An 18237-nucleotide genomic window follows, 5' to 3' on the forward strand; every position below is an offset into this window, starting at 1 on the left:
AAGAAGTCGACCCACGCAAAGCCGCCGTTGCCGCAGCGATTGCTAGAGTTAAAGCTAAGAAAGCCGCGCAATCATCTGTTTCTCAACAACCAAATGAACAAACAACCACAGAGTAAGTGATAACCACATGAAATTTAGACCGCTTGATAGCAAAACTCGCCGTTTAAAAATTGCTAGCGCCCCATTTACTCATGATAACCAAAGCACGAGTCAGGTCATGTTTTGGGTTCTGTTGGCGGCCATTCCGGGCATTGCCGTGCAAACCTATTTTTTTGGTATCGGCACCTTATATCAGATTGCTATTGCAATGGTGACGGCAGCCTTAACAGAAGCCGTTTCAATCCATTTGCGGAAACAGCCTGTTTTACCTGTACTAAAAGATAACTCGGCCATTGTGACCGCGTTATTGCTCGGTGTGAGCTTACCGCCACTATCCCCTTGGTGGCTGATTGTTCTTGGTACTATCTTTGCCATCATTATTGCTAAGCAGTGCTATGGTGGTTTAGGGCAAAACCCATTTAACCCTGCTATGGTCGGTTATGTGGTATTACTGATTTCATTCCCAGTGCAAATGACCAACTGGTTGCCGCCTCAGGAATTGCAACAACTGCATATTTCAGGTTTTGATAGTTTGATGGTGATCTTTAGCGGGCATACCTCGACGGGAATAACGCTGGATCAATTACGTACCGGTATTGATGGGATGAGCCAAGCAACACCGCTTGATAGCTTTAAAACCGGCTTACTCACCCACTCCATTTCCGATGTACTACAGCAACCAATTTTGCAAGGCTCTTTAGCCGGTATCGGTTGGCAGTGGGTGAACCTTGCCTATCTGGCTGGCGGATTAATTATGCTCAGCCGCCGGATCATCAGCTGGCATATTCCCGTGGCATTTATTGGAACACTTGCCCTGCTCGCTGTGGTTAGCTGGCTAATCGACGATAGCCGTTATTCACCACCATTAATCCAATTATTATCAGGTGCGACGATGCTTGGCGCGTTCTTTATTGCCACCGACCCAGTCACAGCGTCAACAACACCAAAAGGACGCATTATTTTTGGGGTATTAATCGGTTTCTTAGTGTGGGTGATCCGTGTTTATGGTGGATACCCTGACGCCGTCGCATTTGCTGTCTTGCTTGCGAATATTACCGTGCCATTAATTGACCACTATACGCAGCCACGTGCGTATGGACATAAGTAAGGAGCCTCCATGTTAAATACGATGCGCCGTCATGGCACAATCTTGGCTCTGTTTGCTGCGGGAACCACTGCGCTCAGTGCTGCAGTTTATACGCTAACCAAAGACATCATTGCCGAGCAAGCTGCCCTTGTTCAGAAAAAATTGCTCGACCAAGTGGTGCCTGAATCCTTATATGACAATGATCTCGCCAAAGAGTGCTATCTGGTCACCAATGAAGCTATACTGGGAAATAAACTCCCTCGACATCTGTATATTGCCCGTAAGGATGGTCAACCTGTTGCTGCGGCATTAGAAAGTACCGCACCAGATGGTTATTCTGGTGCCATCCATTTATTGGTTGGTGCTGATTTTAATGGCAAAGTTTTGGGCGTACGCGTTACAGAGCATCATGAAACGCCAGGGCTTGGGGATAAAATTGAAACCCGAATATCCGATTGGATCACCCATTTTACAGGCAAGAAATTGGAATCTGCCCAAGATCCTCATTGGGCAGTGAAAAAAGACGGTGGCGATTTTGACCAATTTACAGGGGCAACGATTACCCCTCGTGCAGTTGTCAATGCCACAAAACGTACCGCCGCATTTATTCAAACGGTACCTGAAGAATTAGCAAATTACCCAATTTGTGGGGATGAATAATGAGTAGCGAAACCAAAGAGTTATTTGCACAAGGGTTATGGAAAAATAACTCTGCTTTAGTACAACTACTGGGTTTATGCCCATTACTGGCTGTATCATCGACAGCAACTAACGCACTGGGGCTTGGGCTTGCAACAACCCTCGTTCTGGTTTGTACCAACGTGGCAGTCTCTGCTTTTCGCCGTTGGGTTCCTGCTGAGATTCGCATACCTATCTACGTAATGATTATCGCCTCAGTAGTAAGTGCAGTACAAATGCTGATCAACGCCTATGCGTTTGGTTTATATGAGTCTCTGGGGATCTTTATCCCACTGATCGTGACAAACTGCATCGTGATTGGGCGCGCCGAAGCGTATGCTTCACGTAATCCAGTACCGTTATCTGCTATGGATGGACTCGCCATGGGGTTAGGTGCAACAGCGGCATTGTTTGTACTTGGCGCAATGCGCGAAATTTTAGGTAACGGAACCTTATTCAATGGTGCTGATCTGCTATTAGGTTCATGGGCTAAGTCACTACGTATTGAAGTCTTACACCTTGACTCACCTTTTTTACTCGCTATGCTGCCACCGGGTGCATTTATTGGCTTAGCATTAATGTTGGCGGGTAAATACCTTATTGATGAAAAAATGAAAAAGCGCGCGGCGCTAAAATCAGGTCAACAACCTCTACGTGAATACCAAAAAGAACAAGGTTGTGGCACAAATATCTCCTAAATTTGAAGCTTTGTGAGCAATGAATAAAACTAAACGAATCGAAATTCTCACTCGCCTGCGCGATAACAATCCACATCCCACAACGGAGCTAGAATTTAGCTCCCCTTTTGAGTTGCTAATTTCGGTGTTGCTTTCTGCACAAGCCACCGATGTCAGTGTGAATAAGGCGACCGCAAAATTATATCCCGTTGCCAATACACCAGAACAAATGGTTGCTCTTGGGGTCGATGGCATTAAAGAGTATATAAAAACCATCGGATTGTTTAACACTAAAGCGGAAAGCGTCTATAAAACTTGCCAAATTCTGATCGAAAAACATCAGAGCCAAGTTCCCGAGAACCGAGAAGCGTTAGAAGCCTTACCCGGTGTAGGACGTAAAACCGCCAATGTGGTACTCAATACGGCATTTGGCTGGCCAACGATTGCCGTCGATACCCATATTTTCCGCGTGTGTAACCGAACCAAATTCGCCCCAGGCAAAGATGTTGTTGAGGTCGAAGAAAAGTTACTCAAAGTGGTCCCTGCTGAATTTAAAGTTGATTGTCATCACTGGTTTATTTTGCACGGTCGTTACACATGCATCGCACGCAAACCTCGCTGTGGATCGTGTATTATTGAGGATCTTTGCGAGTTTAAAGATAAAGTTTACCCTGAAAATTAATCAAGTTAGCCTAAGATGCGAATTTCCACATCGTTATAAAGTCATTCGCATTTTTTTCTTGCTCTAAGACTTTGTCTTACGCAACAATAGAGCCAAACTCAACATCAAATAAACGGTAAGTATGTTTCAAGACAACCCATTACTAGCGCAACTCAAACAGACGTTGCATGCCAAAACACCTCGCGTCGAAGGTCTGGTTAAAAGCACAGAAAAAGGATTTGGCTTTTTAGAAGTCGATGGACAAAAAAGCTATTTTATTCCGCCTCCGCAAATGAAAAAAGTGATGCACGGAGATAGAATTTCTGCCGCCGTTCATACGGATAAAGACCGCGAGTTCGCTGAACCTGAAGAATTAATCGAACCATTTCTCAACCGTTTTGTCGGTAAAATTCAGAAAAAAGATAACGATAATCGCCTGTTTGTCATCCCTGACCATCCGCTGTTAAAAGATGCCATTTCATGCCGACCAATCAACGGTATTACCCATGAATTCAAGCAAGGTGACTGGGTCGTTGCCGAAATGCGCCGTCATCCACTAAAGGGTGACAAAGGCTTCTATGCTGAAATTACAGAATATATTACCTACGGTGACGACCATTTCGCACCGTGGTGGGTAACGTTACGCCGTCACCAATTAGACCGTGCAGAACCGGCAATGGTGGACAGTGAGCGTGATGACGAAGGTTTAGAACGTGTTGATTTAACTCATCTACATTTTGTCACTATCGATAGCGCAAGCACCGAAGATATGGATGATGCACTGTATATCGAAAAAACGGCTGAAGGTAACCTGAAGCTGTATATCGCTATCGCAGATCCAACCAGCTATATCAAGGAAGGAAGTGAATTAGACAAACTCGCTTTAGCTCGCTCATTCACCAATTACCTGCCTGGCTTCAATATTCCAATGTTGCCTCGCCAACTTTCTGATGACTTGTGCTCTCTGCGACCAAATGCCCGTCGCCCTGCTTTGGTTTGCGTTACGCAAATCCTGCAAGATGGTGCTATTGATAGCAATATCGAATTCTTCAGTGCATGGGTCGAATCAAAAACTAAGCTTGTCTACGATGAAGTATCTGATTGGTTAGAAGAAACGGGATCATGGAAGCCACAATCTGATGCCGATACACAACAAATCAGACTATTAAAAGAAATGGCGGATAAACGCCTGCAATGGCGTCATGATAATGCATTAGTGTTCAAAGACAGACCGGATTACCGTTTTGTTTTAGATGAAAATGGTAACGTGGTCGAGATCGTTTCAGAAAGCCGTCGTACTGCAAACCGCATTGTTGAAGAAGCGATGATCACCGCTAACTTATGTGCCGCTAACGTCCTGAAAAACAAATTAGGTTTTGGTGTATTTAACGTCCATATGGGCTTTGAACCGTTGCAGATCGAACAAGTCGTTCAAACGCTGAAAGATAATGGCATCGAAGCCAATGGTGAAGCGCTATTAACGCTTGAAGGCTTCCGTGAATTGCGTCGCCTATTAGATTCGCAGCCAACCCAATTCTTAGACAGCCGCATTCGCCGCTTCCAAACCTTTGCTGAAGTGAAAGCAGACCCAGGTCCACACTTTGGTCTGGGCTTCGAAGCATATGCAACATGGACATCGCCAATTCGTAAATACACCGATATCGTCAACCACCGTTTGTTGAAATCGATTATCGCAGGCGCGCCAACGCCAGCAAAACCAAGTGAAGAACTGTCAATAAAATTAGCAGAACGCCGCCGTGCTAACCGCATGGCTGAACGTGATGTTGGCGACTGGTTATACTCTCGTTACCTAAAACCATTTGAAGGCACTGAGACCAAATTCCCCGCTGAAATTATTGATATTACCCGTGGTGGTGTGCGCGTACGTTTAGTCGATAACGGCGCTGTTGCCTTTATCCCTGCGCCATTCTTACACAGTGTTCGTGATGAGATTCAATGCAGCCAAGAAACAGGCAGTGTATTGATCAAAGGCGAAAAAGCCTATCAATTAAACGATATTATTGATGTGAATATCGCAGAAGTACGCATGGAAACGCGCAATATCGTCGCTCGCCCAGCGGCGTAAGATATCCTTTCATTTTCCATTGAGACCATTATCTTGCGGTAATGGTCTTTTTTATTTGTTCAAATTACATTCAAAATGAATGAGTTAGCATTTAATGTTAAATATCTGGCGATTCTTAACATTTATTTCTGATTATTCCGATCCGTCTATTCGTTTTTCGTGATATTTTAATTTGGCTATATGCTGATACGTAATTATCATTATAAAAAATAGATTGGAGTAAACATCATGAAACGCATCCTCTCTTTTGTCATTATCGCAACGGTGGCACTGGGTCTCAGTGCTTGTTCAAATATGTCAAAACAGAATAAAAACACAGCGATTGGAGCGACTGTCGGTGCTGTTGGAGGCGCAATATTAACGGATGGAAGCGCACTAGGTACTGTAGGTGGCGCAGCTATCGGTGGGATTATTGGACATCAAGTTAAGAAGTAATTCTGACACACAGTATGATGATAAATGGGGGAAATTTCCCCCATTTTATTTTGGTTCAACCACCCGCCAATTTGACTTGGTAGCCTTTTGCTTCAAGTAACTGTTTTAGTAAGTCGCGTTTATCACCTTGAATTTCAATGTCACCGTCTTTGACCGCACCACCGCAACCACATTTTTTCTTTAATTCTGCTGCGAGTTTTGCCAGTTCCGCATCATCAAGATCTAGCCCTGTGACAACACAGACCCCTTTACCTTTACGGCCCGAGGTTTCACGGCGAATACGCACGATGCCATCACCTTTTGGTCGCACCGCTTTCGGCTTTTCTTCCTCAATGCGTCCAACGTCTGTGCTATACACTAAACGGCTGTTAGCGTCACTCATGCGATATCCCTGATTGATTGGTTGATCTGTTTTAAAGTCAGTGCAGGATCGTCACTCCGAGTGATTGGGCGTCCTATTACCATGTAGTCCACACCCGCCTCGAGCGCCTGTTGAGGCGTCATAATACGGCGCTGATCTCCCACATCACTCCCAACAGGGCGAATACCTGGAGTCACCAGCTTGAATTCTTGACCGCACACTGCTTTCAGTGCTTTGGCTTCATGTGCCGAACAGACTACACCATCAAGACCACACTGCTTGGTCAGGAGTGCTAAACGTTCTGCATGTTCTGCGGGGGTTAAGTTAATTCCAACGCCAGCAAGATCAGAAGCATCCATACTGGTTAATACTGTTACGGCTGTAAGTAAAGGTGCGTCTTTGCCATAGCTCTCAAGGGCTTGACGAGCGGCTTCCATCATACGAGCGCCACCGCTGGCATGGACGTTAACCATCCAAACACCCATTTCTGCTGCCGCTGAAACCGCTCGAGCGACGGTATTGGGAATATCGTGGAATTTAAGATCCAGAAAAACATCAAAACCACGGTCATGGAGTGACTTTACAAATTGAGGACCATTAAATGTGAACATCTCTTTGCCCACTTTTAAGCGACAATCGCGCGGATCAATCCTATCAACAAATGCGAGCGCTGCATCAGAATTTTCATAATCCAGAGCGACAATGATAGGCGAGTCAGTGTTAACGCGAACGAGGTTCTCAGTTGAGGAGTTCATTTCATAGCCTTTATTGAATATTATCAGAAATTAAAAGTGACACTGTCACTGACCATCCAGTCCACGAATCGGCTTAATGGTGTCCCAAGAGCGACAAGATGGACAGTGCCAATAGAGCGAACGGGAGGTAAAACCACATTTGTGGCAACGATAATCAGGTTTGGTTCGAATTTGTTCACCCACCATTTTACGCAGCAAGATCAAGCTCTCTTTCGCTCGACCTTCTTCCGCTTCCGCCAGATGGTAATCCATCAAACGGTAGAATAAACGCATAGTTGGATGACGCTGAATTTGGTCATTGATGTAACTCGCCGCGGCTTCGTGGTTTTGCTTTTCAACGATAATATCGGCGAGATATAACTCGGCAATAGCCCCAGTATTTCCATCAACACATTGTCGTAAATAGGCTTCCCAGCCGTCGGCCAGCCCTGTATGTCGATAACATTCATACAGTAATGGCAATGTTTCAGATACCAATTCTCTGTCTTGATGATAAACCTGCACTAATGCTGCAATGGCTTTCTCATCGTTACCTTGCTCAATAAAAATGCGCCCTTTCATAATCGAAACTCGTGCGCAATTTTTATCAGCCTGCTCACCTTTATTTAGCAAGCTTAGAGCTTCGTCAATATCATCACTCGCCAATTCTTGAGTGGCTAATTCACAGTAGAAATGGGCAATTTGCTCACGTAACTCTTCTGAGCCTAATTTTACCAATTTTGTCGCCGTTTCAATGGCTTTACCCCAATCACTGGTTAATTGATAAATCGACAATAATGATTGCAACGCGCTCTGCTTAAAATCCACTTCATCAGCAAGCTGTTGAAACATATTTTCAGCACGGTCATACACACCCGCGGTCATATAATCACGACCCAGCTGCTGAGTTGCTAACAAGCGTTGTTCAAATGAGAGTGCGGCACTTTCCACCAGCGACTGGTGAATACGAATAGCTCGCTCGACTTCACCGCGAGAACGGAATAAATTACCTAACGTCAGATGAGCTTCAAACGCGGAGCTATCTTCTGTTTTTAGCATTTCGAGGAACAAATCAACCGCTTTATCTTGTTGATTTGATAATAGGAAGTTCACGCCTGTCACATAGTCGCGTGACAAGCGATTAGCGTGTTGCTGCTTATCTTGCTGAGCACTTCTGCGCCCCATGTACCAGCCGTAGGCAGCGGCAACAGGTAGCAACAGAAAAAGCAACTCGAACATTGAGGATTATTCCTTGTTCTGAGCTGTCACTAATTCGGTTGAGTCAGAAATGGTCTTCTCTCCAGCACCCAATTGTGATTCTAAACGTCTAATTTTACGACGTGCATTCTTAAGGCTAACAATGGTACGCAAATAAAACACCGCACACACCAGCCACCCCAGCACAAAACCGACACCAAACAAGGTTGCAAGTAACGAGGATAACGAAAAATCCCCTTTTGCAATCAGGTAGTTAAATGTAATAACCTGATCATTGCTTGAACCTAGCGTAATCGACACAATAAAAACAGCGACCGCTAGTAATAAAATCAGAAAGTATTTCACATTTTTTCCCGTTATCAGTTCTTATCGTTCCAAAACATATCGCTGATAAGGTAGCATTTTCAGCGCATTCAGACAAAGTAAATTATTAACTTCGCCATTCCAATCGCACTAAAAACCGCCCTTTTTCATCAGGATAACTCGATCGGCGTGAAATTCATTTCTCGAATAACCGAGATTGATATATCCAACAACCTAAAAGCGCAAAAAGTGCACTAATAAGTGTCGACGTAATAATATCTATTGGCCAATGCATACCAAGTAACATCCGACTGAGTCCAATCCCTTCAGCCCAACACAATAACCCGATCCCCAATATATACTGACGCTGTTGCCAGAACAGTGCCATTAATAATAACGCCCAAGCGGCCGCAAATAACATATGGCCAGAAGGGAAAGAATAGCCCGTTTCTACTTGCCAATGCTGACGTTGCCATTTCGGAATCAGAGAATTCGACTTCACGCTATTCTTGATTAAATCCGCGCGTTCCCCACGTTTTAAATTATAGAAGACTTGATGAGGGATTTGGGCCGTCTTCTCCAGCCACATCACATAAGGTCTTGGTTCTTGAAAAGAACTTTTCATCAAAGATTTAACACCTTGCGCACCAAGAATACAGAGCAAAATGATGACCAACAGTTTCAGCCATTGGCTTCGTTGATGACGAAATACCACCAGCGTTAATAACGTTAAGAACACGAAGGTAATATAGCTATACGGTAGCCCTGCGCTATCCGTTAGCCAAAGAAGCCATTTCATCGACGGTTGCTGTTCTGGCGACCAGTGCCAGCCTGTCACTATCATAGCTATCGGCGGTAATAGCAAAAAAATAACACTTATTGCAATAATATAAGCACTCTTTCTCATCTAGAATGATCCTTAAGTTTTAAATTATTCCCTAATAAACAAATTTCGCATGACCTTGTAATATCTCTGTTATAGTAGTACAGCGTCGGCTGTGTGCAAAGAATGCCGGACTCTATATGCAAACGTCATATAGCATCGATATATTTAACTTTAGTAACTATATCGATTTACGTGTTTAATTCAGCAAGAGTTACTTTAACTAATGAAAGAAAATATGCAGCTAAAACGTATTGCCGAAGCCAAACTACCTACCCCTTTCGGTGAATTCCTAATGGTAGGGTTTGAGGAAATCGCAACCGGTCATGACCATGTTGCTCTCATTTTTGGTGATATTTCAGGCGCAACGCCAATACTCAGTCGAATTCATTCCGAATGCTTAACTGGCGATGCATTATTTAGTTTACGTTGTGACTGTGGTTTTCAGTTAGAAGCTGCGCTCAAACAAATTAGTGAAGAAGGTCGAGGGGTGCTCCTGTATCACCGCCAAGAAGGCCGCAACATAGGATTACTGAACAAAATCCGTGCATATGCGTTGCAAGACCAAGGTTTAGATACCGTTGAAGCTAACCTAAAATTAGGGTTTAAAGCCGATGAACGTGATTTTACCCTGTGCTCTGATATGTATAAATTATTGGGGATAAATGAAGTCCGTTTACTGACAAATAACCCGAAAAAAATCGACATTATGCGTGAAGCTGGCATCAATGTGGTTGAGCGTGTGCCATTAATTGTTGGACGAAATCCTAGCAACGAACATTATTTAGATGTAAAAGCACAAAAAATGGGTCATATGTTATTTAAGCACCAATAATTAATCTATCTCAATCAGGAAGAGTGTTCCGCGCTCTTCCTATTATCTTGTCTTAATTCCCATTGTTACCATAATACTTGAATCCATAACATTTGACGGATGTTATATTCACATTCTTTTTATAAGGTTTATACTGTTCGCAATTTAATACCATTCATTATTTAATACATCGAAAAATGAGAGTGGAACATTCCCACATAATAATCCGAATGGGAAATGTCTATTTTTCGTCTACCAAGGAGATAGTGTGAATAACCTGCATTCCATCCAACGCATGAGAAGACTGCGTAAAAGTGAACAATTCCGCGACCTATTCCAAGAAACCCATCTCTCCATTAATGATTTATGTTTACCTATCTTTGTTGAAGAAGGTTTAGACGATTACGCCCCTATCGCCAGTATGCCAGGCGTAGTTCGTATCCCAGAGAAACGTTTAGCGCATGAAATTGAGCGTATTGCCAAAGCGGGCATTAAATCTGTGATGACATTTGGCGTTTCCCATCACTTAGATGAAAATGGTAGCGATGCATGGCAAGAAAATGGCCTGGTGGCACGTATGTCTCGCATCTGTAAAGAGACAGTCCCAGAAATGATTGTAATGTCAGACACCTGTTTCTGTGAATATACTTCTCATGGGCATTGCGGTGTGATGCATGGTGACGTTGTTGATAACGATCAGACTATCCATAATTTGGGTCTACAAGCGGTTGCTGCGGCACGTGCAGGTGCTGATTTTATTGCGCCATCCGCAGCAATGGATGGGCAAGTTGCCGCTATCCGCCATGCGCTGGATGCGGCTGGATTTACAGATACCGCAATCATGTCTTATTCCACTAAATTCGCCTCTGCCCTGTATGGTCCATTCCGTGACGCAGCGGGTTCATGCTTAAAAGGTGATCGTAAAACTTACCAAATGAACCCAATGAACCGCCGCGAAGCGCTACATGAGTCTCTCATCGATATGCAAGAAGGTGCAGATGCACTCATGGTGAAACCGGCAGGTGCCTATTTGGATATCATCCGAGACCTACGCGAATGCACTCAATTACCGATCGGGGCTTACCAAGTCAGCGGTGAATACGCCATGATCAAATTTGCAGCCCAAGCGGGAGCAATTGATGAAACACGTGTGACACTGGAAAGCTTAGGTGCCATCAAACGTGCAGGTGCTGACTTAATCTTTACCTATTTCGCACTGCAATTAGCAGAAAATAAAATCTTATAATTTATTATTTAGATAGAAAAAACGCCAATACTGGATATAAATACAGTATTGGCGTTTTTGTTCATTTTAGCTTAATTATTCGACAACTTGCTGATTAACTCGCCTTCTTTTGTTGAAAGGCGAGCTGCTCAGATAAACGGTCTGCATACATTTGCGCCGTTTCTGGAGATAACAACCCAGCAATCAGGAGATCTTTTTTACCATTCGTAAGGTCTGCCACCACGCCCCACGTTTCAATATCCATCGCTTCACAATCAAGCTCATGCTCAGTAACAGGCAAAATATCAAAAAAATCTTTTAACGGTGCAATAGAAATTGCGGTGTATTCCGCATTTAGACCTAATGGGAATTCTTTATCTGCATATAATCTTAAATCATGAACTTCCGTTTCTGGCGTTCTCATTACAACGGAATATAGGTTCGGAATATGTTCTAAAATGTCACGAACTTCATCATTAGCACCGGCACAATGTGTCGTACTTAATAAAATGTCTGCTGCCCACAATGCACCCTTGAAAAAATCAGTTTCATTGATAATCGCCATATTAATTTCCTTTACGCTATTTTCGATAAATGCGGTCACATCATTCCATCAAACTACTGAACTTTTTCTGAATACTGACTACCACAATAGCTGAGAAGCTGGCTAAAAAACTTGAGAAATAACAATATTAAGCATTAATAAAGAAAAAACGCCCGCGATAACAATCGCAGGCGTTATAAACGAACGCTAATTGAGCATTTGGCGGATCACATAATGTAAGATCCCACCATGTCGGTAATATTCCATTTCGGTCGCCGTATCAATCCGGCAGCGAGTTTTAATCTCTTTCACCTCACCATTACCATACGTAATTGTCACCTTAAGATCTTGGCTCGGACTTAAAGATTGAAGCCCTACCACGTCAATACGTTCGTCACCTTTTAAGCCTAAACTTTTGCGCGTTTCACCGCCGGTAAATTCTAATGGGATCACCCCCATTCCAATTAAGTTAGAACGGTGAATACGTTCATAAGATTCAGCTATTACTACGCGAACCCCCAGCAGATTAGTGCCTTTTGCAGCCCAATCTCGACTAGAGCCTGACCCGTATTCTTTACCTGCAATAATGGCTAATGGACGCTTCTCTTGCTGGTATAGCATCGCGGCATCAAAAATAGCCATTTGTTTACCCGTTGGAATATGCACGGTATAGCCACCTTCAACACCGGGTACCATTTCATTACGAATACGGATATTGGCAAAGGTTCCTCGCATCATCACTTCATGGTTACCACGACGGGAACCATAAGAGTTGAAGTCTGCTACCGCAACACCATGATCCTGCAAGTAGCGCCCAGCAGGACTGTCCTTCTTAATATTTCCCGCTGGAGAAATATGGTCTGTTGTCACCGAATCCCCAAGAATTGCGAGAATACTCGCACCATGAATATCAGCAACAGGTTTAGGCTGGGCGGGCATATTTTCAAAAAATGGCGGGTGGCGGATATAGGTCGAATCCCCTTGCCAGTGATACGTTGAAGAGCTTTCCACATTCAGCGCTCGCCATGCTTCATCCCCTTCAAATACCGCATTATATTCCTTATGGAACATATCCGTTTTGACTTTCTCAACTGCACTGGCAATTTCCGCGCTGGATGGCCAAATGTCCTTTAGATAGACAGGCTGTCCTTGTTTATCCATGCCTAATGGATCAGTTTTTAAGTTAACGTGCATATTACCCGCAAGCGCATAGGCAACCACCAATGGTGGTGATGCTAACCAGTTAGTTTTAACGAGCGGATGGATACGTCCTTCAAAGTTACGGTTACCTGAAAGCACTGCACCGACCGTCAAATCAGACTGTTTAATTGCCTCCTCAATAGGCGCAGGTAACGGACCAGAGTTACCAATACAAGTTGTACAGCCATAGCCCACAAGGTTAAAACCTAATTGATCAAGATAAGGGGTTAATCCTGCCAATTTGAGGTAATCAGTCACCACTTTAGAACCTGGAGCCAAAGAAGATTTAACCCACGGTTGGCGCATCAACCCTTTTTCTACGGCTTTTTTCGCCAGCAACCCTGCCGCCATTAAAACGCTCGGGTTAGACGTGTTAGTACATGATGTGATAGCCGCAATCACAACTGCGCCATCAGTCAGATCAAATTCGTGCTCTTGATAATTAACCCGCGGATGTGCATGTTTATCCTGTTTATTGAGCTCTAAATCCACAGCGCTTTGGAATGCGTTTGGTACTTGGCTCAGCTCAACACGGTCTTGAGGACGCTTAGGGCCTGCAAGGCTAGATTCTACCGTCCCCATGTCTAGCGCTAATGTACTGGTGAATATAGGCTCATCCCCCTGATGACGCCATAAACCTTGTTGTTTACTATAGGCTTCCACCAGCGCAATTTCATCATCTTGGCGTCCGGTGAGTTTCATGTATGATAATGTGATTTCATCAATTGGGAAGAAACCACACGTAGCACCATATTCTGGCGCCATATTGGCGATAGTTGCTCGGTCGGCTAACGGTAAATCTGCCAAACCATCACCGTAGAATTCGACAAATTTACCCACAACACCCTGTTTTCGCAGCATTTGAGTCACAGTTAATACTAAGTCAGTCGCCGTGATCCCTTCTGCCAATTTTCCAGTTAGTTTAAAGCCTACAACGTCTGGGATCAGCATAGAAACGGGCTGACCAAGCATCGCGGCTTCTGCCTCAATCCCACCAACACCCCAACCTAATACGCCAAGACCGTTGATCATGGTGGTGTGAGAGTCTGTCCCGACCAGCGTGTCCGGATAGGCCATTAATTTACCGTCAACCTCTTCATGCCAAATCGCTTTACCGAGGTATTCAAGGTTAACTTGGTGACAGATCCCCGTTCCCGGCGGCACCACTCTAAAACGGTTGAAGGCTTTTTGCCCCCAGCGTAAAAAGAGGTAACGTTCATGGTTGCGTTTCATTTCAATTTCAACGTTGTCATCAAACGCTTGGGTATTACCAAACTCATCAACCATCACGGAGTGGTCAATGACTAAATCGACAGGAGATAACGGGTTCACTTGATTAACATTGCCACCTAACGATTTAACTGCCTCACGCATCGCAGCAAGGTCAACAACCGCAGGAACACCCGTAAAATCTTGCATCAGCACTCGTGCTGGACGATAAGCAATTTCTCTATCTGCATGGGCATTTTTTTGCCAATCAATGATGGCTTGGAGATCGGCGTCAACGACGGATTTACCGTCGATATGACGCAACAAATTTTCGAGAAGAACTTTGAGGGACTTAGGTAATCTTGCCCCGCTACCCAACTGTTTTTCGGCAAGGGCAAGACTGAAGTAATTATACTGTTTGTTACCGACATTCAGCGTTGCTGCACTGTTTGCTTTCAAACTCAACGACATAACTCCTCCTTGGCGTTTTTATCACCTTATTTTTTTACGCAGTATTATTAATCATAGTCCTCATAATCAATTCCTTTATAGATTTTGTGCCAATTATAAGATCGGTAGCTCAATCTCTTTGAAAAACTCTTCAATATCTTCGTTATTACGTAAAGCAATCGCTTTATCAACCACATCGCGAGTCAAATGTGGAGCAAAACGCCAAATAAAATCATACATGTAACTACGTAAGAAACTGGTGCGTTTAAAACCAATCTTCGTGGTGCTATAGCTAAACTTATCGCGCATATCAATCACCACTAAGTCTTTATCCACTTCAGGATCAACTGCCATGCTGGCGATAATTCCAATCCCTAAACCGAGCTTCACATAAGTTTTAATCACATCCGCATCCGTAGCAGTGAAAATGATTTTCGGCTCTAATCCTACTTTTTGGAAAGCGACATCCAGCTCCGAACGCCCTGTAAAACCATGGGTATACGTGACAATTTGGTATTCGGCAATATCTTCAATCGTGACATTCTTTTTCTCTGTTAAAGGATGCCCTGTAGGCACGATGACACAACGGTTCCAGTGGTAGCATGGCAGCATGATCAGATCGCTATACAGATGGAGTGCTTCTGTCGCAATAGCAAAATCACTATTACCTTTGCAAACCTCTTCCGCTATTTGCGTTGGCGAACCCTGTTGCATATGCAAAGACACATGAGGATAACGTTCTATAAAGGTTTTAATGACTGGAGGTAAGGCATAACGTGCTTGGGTATGGGTGGTGGCAATCTTTAAGCTACCGCGATCGGGGATGGTATGTTCGCCCGCAACCGAACGAATAGCTTCAATCTTGGAAAGTACTTCACGGGAAATGCGGACAACCTCTTCACCTGCGGGGGTGACATGCGTTAAATGCTTTCCGCTACGTGCAAATATTTGAATACCCAATTCATCTTCTAGCATTCTGACTTGCTTACTGATCCCTGGTTGGGAAGTAAATAGTCCTTCCGCCGTCGATGAAACATTCAGATCATGGTTAACGACTTCAACAATATATCGCAGCTGTTGTAACTTCATATTTGCCCCACCTCTCACAGAAAATCGTTTTTGCTATAGCTAAAAAACATTACATATAACAAAAAGTAATATTGTTTAATATATATATAACCAATATAACATCAAACTAATCAGAATAAACAGTATGATGATAATATTTCATCTCACTGATAAAAAAAGGCAGTCCCAAGTAAGGTATTGCAAAGTCAGATTATTTTTTTCTTCGACTATGCTTGAATAATTAGCATGCGAATTTTATTCCCATTTTGCGGTGAGCATCCTATTTAGACTACAGAGAGGTTATCTAGATGCGTATAAAAGTTTTAGCCATGATGGTCGGTTTATCAACCCTATCCTTTGCGCCTCACTTATTAGCGAAAGAGCTATCTTACGGTCAGCAAAAAATTGTGTTATCCGATTCAATTGTGCCGGGTAATGATTTCTATCAATACGTGAATCATGATTGGATTAATAACGCCAAGATCCCAACCGGCATGCCTCGAATTAACTCCTTCGTGGATTTGTATTTAAGTACCGAAAAACAAACGCAATCCATCATTGATGAATTGAAGCAAGCCCCAGAAAGCAGCTTGAATCATAATCAGAAAAATATTCGTAATTTATATTTAAGCTACCTTGATGAAGCCAGTATTGAAAAAGCGGGATTAACACCGATAAAGGCAGATTTAGCAGCCATTGCTCAAGCGAAAGATCATAACGATATTAGCCGACTAATGACACTGCCAGGTTATACCTCCGTCTTGTCTTATTGGGTCGATTTAGACGCGAAGGCGCCAGATACCTATATTTTGTATCTCGGACAAGGTGGACTTGGGTTACCTAACCGTAATTACTACCTTGACGACACGCCGCAAATGAAAGAAATCCGCAAAAACTATATTGCCTATATTGCGACTATTTTGAAATTAGCGGGCGAAAAAGATGTTAAGAAAAAAGCACAACAGATCTTTAACCTCGAAAAATCGATTGCTGAAGTCCATTGGAGTCCTGAAGCACGACGCGATACCATCAAAAATTACCACCCAATGACCTTAGCCGAAATGAAGAAATTCACCGATGGTTTTGCGTGGGATAGCTTTATTCAGCACTGGAAATTAACTGACCAACAACTGGCTAAAGTGGTCGTTGAAAATGACACCGCAGTAGAAAAAACGGCACAAATTTTTGCCAAAACCCCCGTTTCTATCTTGAAAGATTACCTGACATTCCAGTATGTGAATGACCACGCGAGTTATTTAAACAAAACCCTATCCGATGCTCGATTCGATTTTTACTCGAAAAAACTGAATGGCGTTGAGAAACAACGAACTCGCCAAGAACGTGCACTGCAAACTGTCAACGCATTGCAAGGTGAACCTCTTGGACAGATCTATGTGGAGAAATATTTCAACCCACAGTCAAAAGAGAAAATCCAAGATTTGGTGAGCTATGTACGGGGAACCTTCAATGCACGCCTAAAAGATAATGATTGGATGGATGAACCGACACGCCAAGAAGCGCTGAAAAAATTAGAGCAGTTCACTGTCAAAGTGGGCTATCCGGATAAATGGAATGACTTCAGTTCAATCAATTTGAAACCCAACACATTGATGGACAACTATAAGCAAGTGGAAGCATGGTCGTATAATGATGCCATGAGCAAAATTGGACAGCCTGTACGTAAGTGGGAATGGGGCATGACTCCGCAGACCATTAATGCTTATTTTAATCCGGTACAGAATGAAATAGTGTTCCCTGCTGCCATTTTACAAGCACCATTCTTCGACCCAAATGTCGATCCTGCTTATAACTATGGTGCCATTGGTGCCGTAATTGGTCATGAAATGGGGCATGGCTTTGATGACCAAGGTAGCTTATATGACGGAACCGGTCAGCTACGCAACTGGTGGAGTGACAGTGCTAAAGAGCACTTTAAAGAGAAAACGTCCAAATTGGTGGATCAGTATAATGGCTTTGCTGTCGATGGGCAGAAAGTGAATGGTGAATTAACTCTCGGCGAAAATATTGGGGATTTAGGCGGCTTAAACATTGCACTAAGTGCCTATAAACAATTTTCTAAAGAGAACTACCCAAATGGCGAGCCTCCGATTATTGATGGTATGACGGGTCTACAACGTTTCTTTATTTCGTGGGCAAGAACATGGCAAGAGTTGTCGAATAAGGAATCTGAACGCAATAAGATCCTCACCGATCCTCACAGCCCAAATCAGTTCCGCGCCAATGGTGTTGTCCGTAATATCGATGACTGGTATACCACTTTCGGCGTTGATAAGGATAATGCCCTGTACCTCGCACCAGAAAAACGCATTAAGATTTGGTGATGGTTGAGTCGGTAAGATAGCGTTGAAAAGCCTCTTGGATAAGAGGCTTTTTTATGACCTATCATATTGCCGTTCCTTCTAAATAATTCGTGCTGTAGCAAGGCGGCAAATGAGCTAATCCCTAGGAGCATGCACAAGTATATGACCCGAGTAGCCAAGTAAC

17 protein-coding genes are annotated in these 18237 nt (G+C 43.5%); 9 read left to right on the forward strand and 8 right to left on the reverse strand.

The window, feature by feature from the left end; all coding sequences use genetic code 11:
* The first annotated feature begins 127 nt into the window (after nt 1-127).
* The 6 genes from rsxD (at nt 128) to osmB (ending at nt 5723) form a co-directional block, all read left to right on the forward strand.
* The gene (rsxD, locus tag PSF16_RS04390; protein ID WP_006659774.1) at nt 128-1207 is read left to right on the forward strand and encodes an electron transport complex subunit RsxD; all 1080 of its coding nucleotides are present in this window, start codon (nt 128-130) and stop codon (nt 1205-1207) included.
* A 9-nt stretch (nt 1208-1216) separates the two neighbouring features.
* A complete protein-coding gene (gene rsxG, locus PSF16_RS04395; RefSeq protein ID WP_006661704.1) occupies nt 1217-1846 on the forward strand; it encodes an electron transport complex subunit RsxG in 630 nt (209 codons plus the stop codon).
* Nucleotides 1846-2562, forward strand: coding sequence for an electron transport complex subunit E (locus PSF16_RS04400; RefSeq protein ID WP_006659772.1), 717 nt, complete (start codon nt 1846-1848; stop codon nt 2560-2562). The genes rsxG and PSF16_RS04400 overlap by 1 nt, the downstream gene beginning before the upstream one ends.
* 19 nt (nt 2563-2581) lie before the next feature.
* Entirely contained in the window at nt 2582-3223 is a 642-nt protein-coding gene (gene nth / locus PSF16_RS04405; protein ID WP_006659771.1) for an endonuclease III, read from the forward strand.
* A 121-nt stretch (nt 3224-3344) separates the two neighbouring features.
* Nucleotides 3345-5288 carry an exoribonuclease II gene (locus PSF16_RS04410; protein WP_006661702.1) on the forward strand — a complete coding sequence of 648 codons (1944 nt, stop codon included), beginning with the start codon at nt 3345-3347 and terminating at the stop codon, nt 5286-5288.
* Between the two features lie 228 nt (nt 5289-5516).
* Nucleotides 5517-5723: an osmotically-inducible lipoprotein OsmB gene (gene osmB / locus PSF16_RS04415; RefSeq protein ID WP_006659769.1), complete on the forward strand. Its 207-nt coding sequence runs from the start codon at nt 5517-5519 to the stop codon at nt 5721-5723.
* Between the two features lie 55 nt (nt 5724-5778).
* Here osmB and yciH read toward each other — a convergent pair whose 3' ends face one another.
* The 5 genes from yciH to PSF16_RS04440 all read right to left on the reverse strand — a co-directional run bounded on the left by yciH (nt 5779) and on the right by PSF16_RS04440 (nt 9246).
* The gene (yciH, locus tag PSF16_RS04420) at nt 5779-6105 is read right to left on the reverse strand and encodes a stress response translation initiation inhibitor YciH (protein ID WP_006659768.1); all 327 of its coding nucleotides are present in this window, start codon (nt 6103-6105) and stop codon (nt 5779-5781) included.
* Nucleotides 6102-6839, reverse strand: coding sequence for an orotidine-5'-phosphate decarboxylase (gene pyrF / locus PSF16_RS04425; protein ID WP_006659767.1), 738 nt, complete (start codon nt 6837-6839; stop codon nt 6102-6104). The genes yciH and pyrF overlap by 4 nt, the downstream gene beginning before the upstream one ends.
* Before the next feature lie 45 nt (nt 6840-6884).
* Nucleotides 6885-8057, reverse strand: a complete 1173-nt coding sequence (gene lapB, locus PSF16_RS04430) for a lipopolysaccharide assembly protein LapB (RefSeq protein WP_272688837.1) — start codon at nt 8055-8057, stop codon at nt 6885-6887.
* Between the two features lie 6 nt (nt 8058-8063).
* Nucleotides 8064-8381 carry a LapA family protein gene (locus PSF16_RS04435; protein WP_006659765.1) on the reverse strand — a complete coding sequence of 106 codons (318 nt, stop codon included), beginning with the start codon at nt 8379-8381 and terminating at the stop codon, nt 8064-8066.
* A 154-nt stretch (nt 8382-8535) separates the two neighbouring features.
* Nucleotides 8536-9246: a phosphatase PAP2 family protein gene (locus PSF16_RS04440; protein WP_006659764.1), complete on the reverse strand. Its 711-nt coding sequence runs from the start codon at nt 9244-9246 to the stop codon at nt 8536-8538.
* A 214-nt stretch (nt 9247-9460) separates the two neighbouring features.
* Here PSF16_RS04440 and ribA point away from each other — a divergent pair, with 214 nt between their 5' ends.
* Together ribA and hemB are read left to right on the forward strand one after the other, a co-directional pair.
* Nucleotides 9461-10057, forward strand: a complete 597-nt coding sequence (ribA, locus tag PSF16_RS04445) for a GTP cyclohydrolase II (protein ID WP_006661700.1) — start codon at nt 9461-9463, stop codon at nt 10055-10057.
* Nucleotides 10058-10304: 247 nt separating this feature from the next.
* Complete coding sequence (gene hemB, locus PSF16_RS04450) at nt 10305-11282, forward strand: porphobilinogen synthase (RefSeq protein ID WP_006661699.1); 978 nt, start codon at nt 10305-10307, stop codon at nt 11280-11282.
* Between the two features lie 94 nt (nt 11283-11376).
* On the opposite strand, the gene PSF16_RS04455 is transcribed toward hemB, so the two are convergent.
* The 3 genes from PSF16_RS04455 to cysB all read right to left on the reverse strand — a co-directional run bounded on the left by PSF16_RS04455 (nt 11377) and on the right by cysB (nt 15753).
* Nucleotides 11377-11826 carry a hypothetical protein gene (locus tag PSF16_RS04455; protein WP_006661698.1) on the reverse strand — a complete coding sequence of 150 codons (450 nt, stop codon included), beginning with the start codon at nt 11824-11826 and terminating at the stop codon, nt 11377-11379.
* 186 nt (nt 11827-12012) lie between these two features.
* Nucleotides 12013-14685 (reverse strand): aconitate hydratase AcnA, encoded by a 2673-nt coding sequence (gene acnA, locus PSF16_RS04460; RefSeq protein WP_036963743.1) that lies wholly within the window; start codon nt 14683-14685, stop codon nt 12013-12015.
* A 93-nt stretch (nt 14686-14778) separates the two neighbouring features.
* Nucleotides 14779-15753 (reverse strand): HTH-type transcriptional regulator CysB, encoded by a 975-nt coding sequence (gene cysB / locus PSF16_RS04465; protein WP_006659759.1) that lies wholly within the window; start codon nt 15751-15753, stop codon nt 14779-14781.
* Between the two features lie 287 nt (nt 15754-16040).
* Between cysB and PSF16_RS04470 the strand changes: the two genes are divergently transcribed.
* The gene (locus PSF16_RS04470) at nt 16041-18074 is read left to right on the forward strand and encodes a M13 family metallopeptidase (protein WP_036965779.1); all 2034 of its coding nucleotides are present in this window, start codon (nt 16041-16043) and stop codon (nt 18072-18074) included.
* Nucleotides 18075-18237: the final 163 nt, after the last annotated feature.

Source organism: Providencia sp. PROV033 (assembly GCF_028484855.1).
GTDB lineage: Bacteria > Pseudomonadota > Gammaproteobacteria > Enterobacterales > Enterobacteriaceae > Providencia > Providencia alcalifaciens.

Coding starts and splice junctions, on each gene's coding strand:
- rsxD (WP_006659774.1), top strand. CDS start 128: ATGAAATTTAGACCGCTTGATAGCAAAACTCGCCGTTTAAAAATTGCT.
- rsxG (WP_006661704.1), top strand. CDS start 1,217: ATGTTAAATACGATGCGCCGTCATGGCACAATCTTGGCTCTGTTTGCT.
- PSF16_RS04400 (WP_006659772.1), top strand. CDS start 1,846: ATGAGTAGCGAAACCAAAGAGTTATTTGCACAAGGGTTATGGAAAAAT.
- nth (WP_006659771.1), top strand. CDS start 2,582: ATGAATAAAACTAAACGAATCGAAATTCTCACTCGCCTGCGCGATAAC.
- PSF16_RS04410 (WP_006661702.1), top strand. CDS start 3,345: ATGTTTCAAGACAACCCATTACTAGCGCAACTCAAACAGACGTTGCAT.
- osmB (WP_006659769.1), top strand. CDS start 5,517: ATGAAACGCATCCTCTCTTTTGTCATTATCGCAACGGTGGCACTGGGT.
- yciH (WP_006659768.1), bottom strand. CDS start 6,105: ATGAGTGACGCTAACAGCCGTTTAGTGTATAGCACAGACGTTGGACGC.
- pyrF (WP_006659767.1), bottom strand. CDS start 6,839: ATGAACTCCTCAACTGAGAACCTCGTTCGCGTTAACACTGACTCGCCT.
- lapB (WP_272688837.1), bottom strand. CDS start 8,057: ATGTTCGAGTTGCTTTTTCTGTTGCTACCTGTTGCCGCTGCCTACGGC.
- PSF16_RS04440 (WP_006659764.1), bottom strand. CDS start 9,246: ATGAGAAAGAGTGCTTATATTATTGCAATAAGTGTTATTTTTTTGCTA.
- ribA (WP_006661700.1), top strand. CDS start 9,461: ATGCAGCTAAAACGTATTGCCGAAGCCAAACTACCTACCCCTTTCGGT.
- PSF16_RS04455 (WP_006661698.1), bottom strand. CDS start 11,826: ATGGCGATTATCAATGAAACTGATTTTTTCAAGGGTGCATTGTGGGCA.
- acnA (WP_036963743.1), bottom strand. CDS start 14,685: ATGTCGTTGAGTTTGAAAGCAAACAGTGCAGCAACGCTGAATGTCGGT.
- cysB (WP_006659759.1), bottom strand. CDS start 15,753: ATGAAGTTACAACAGCTGCGATATATTGTTGAAGTCGTTAACCATGAT.
- PSF16_RS04470 (WP_036965779.1), top strand. CDS start 16,041: ATGCGTATAAAAGTTTTAGCCATGATGGTCGGTTTATCAACCCTATCC.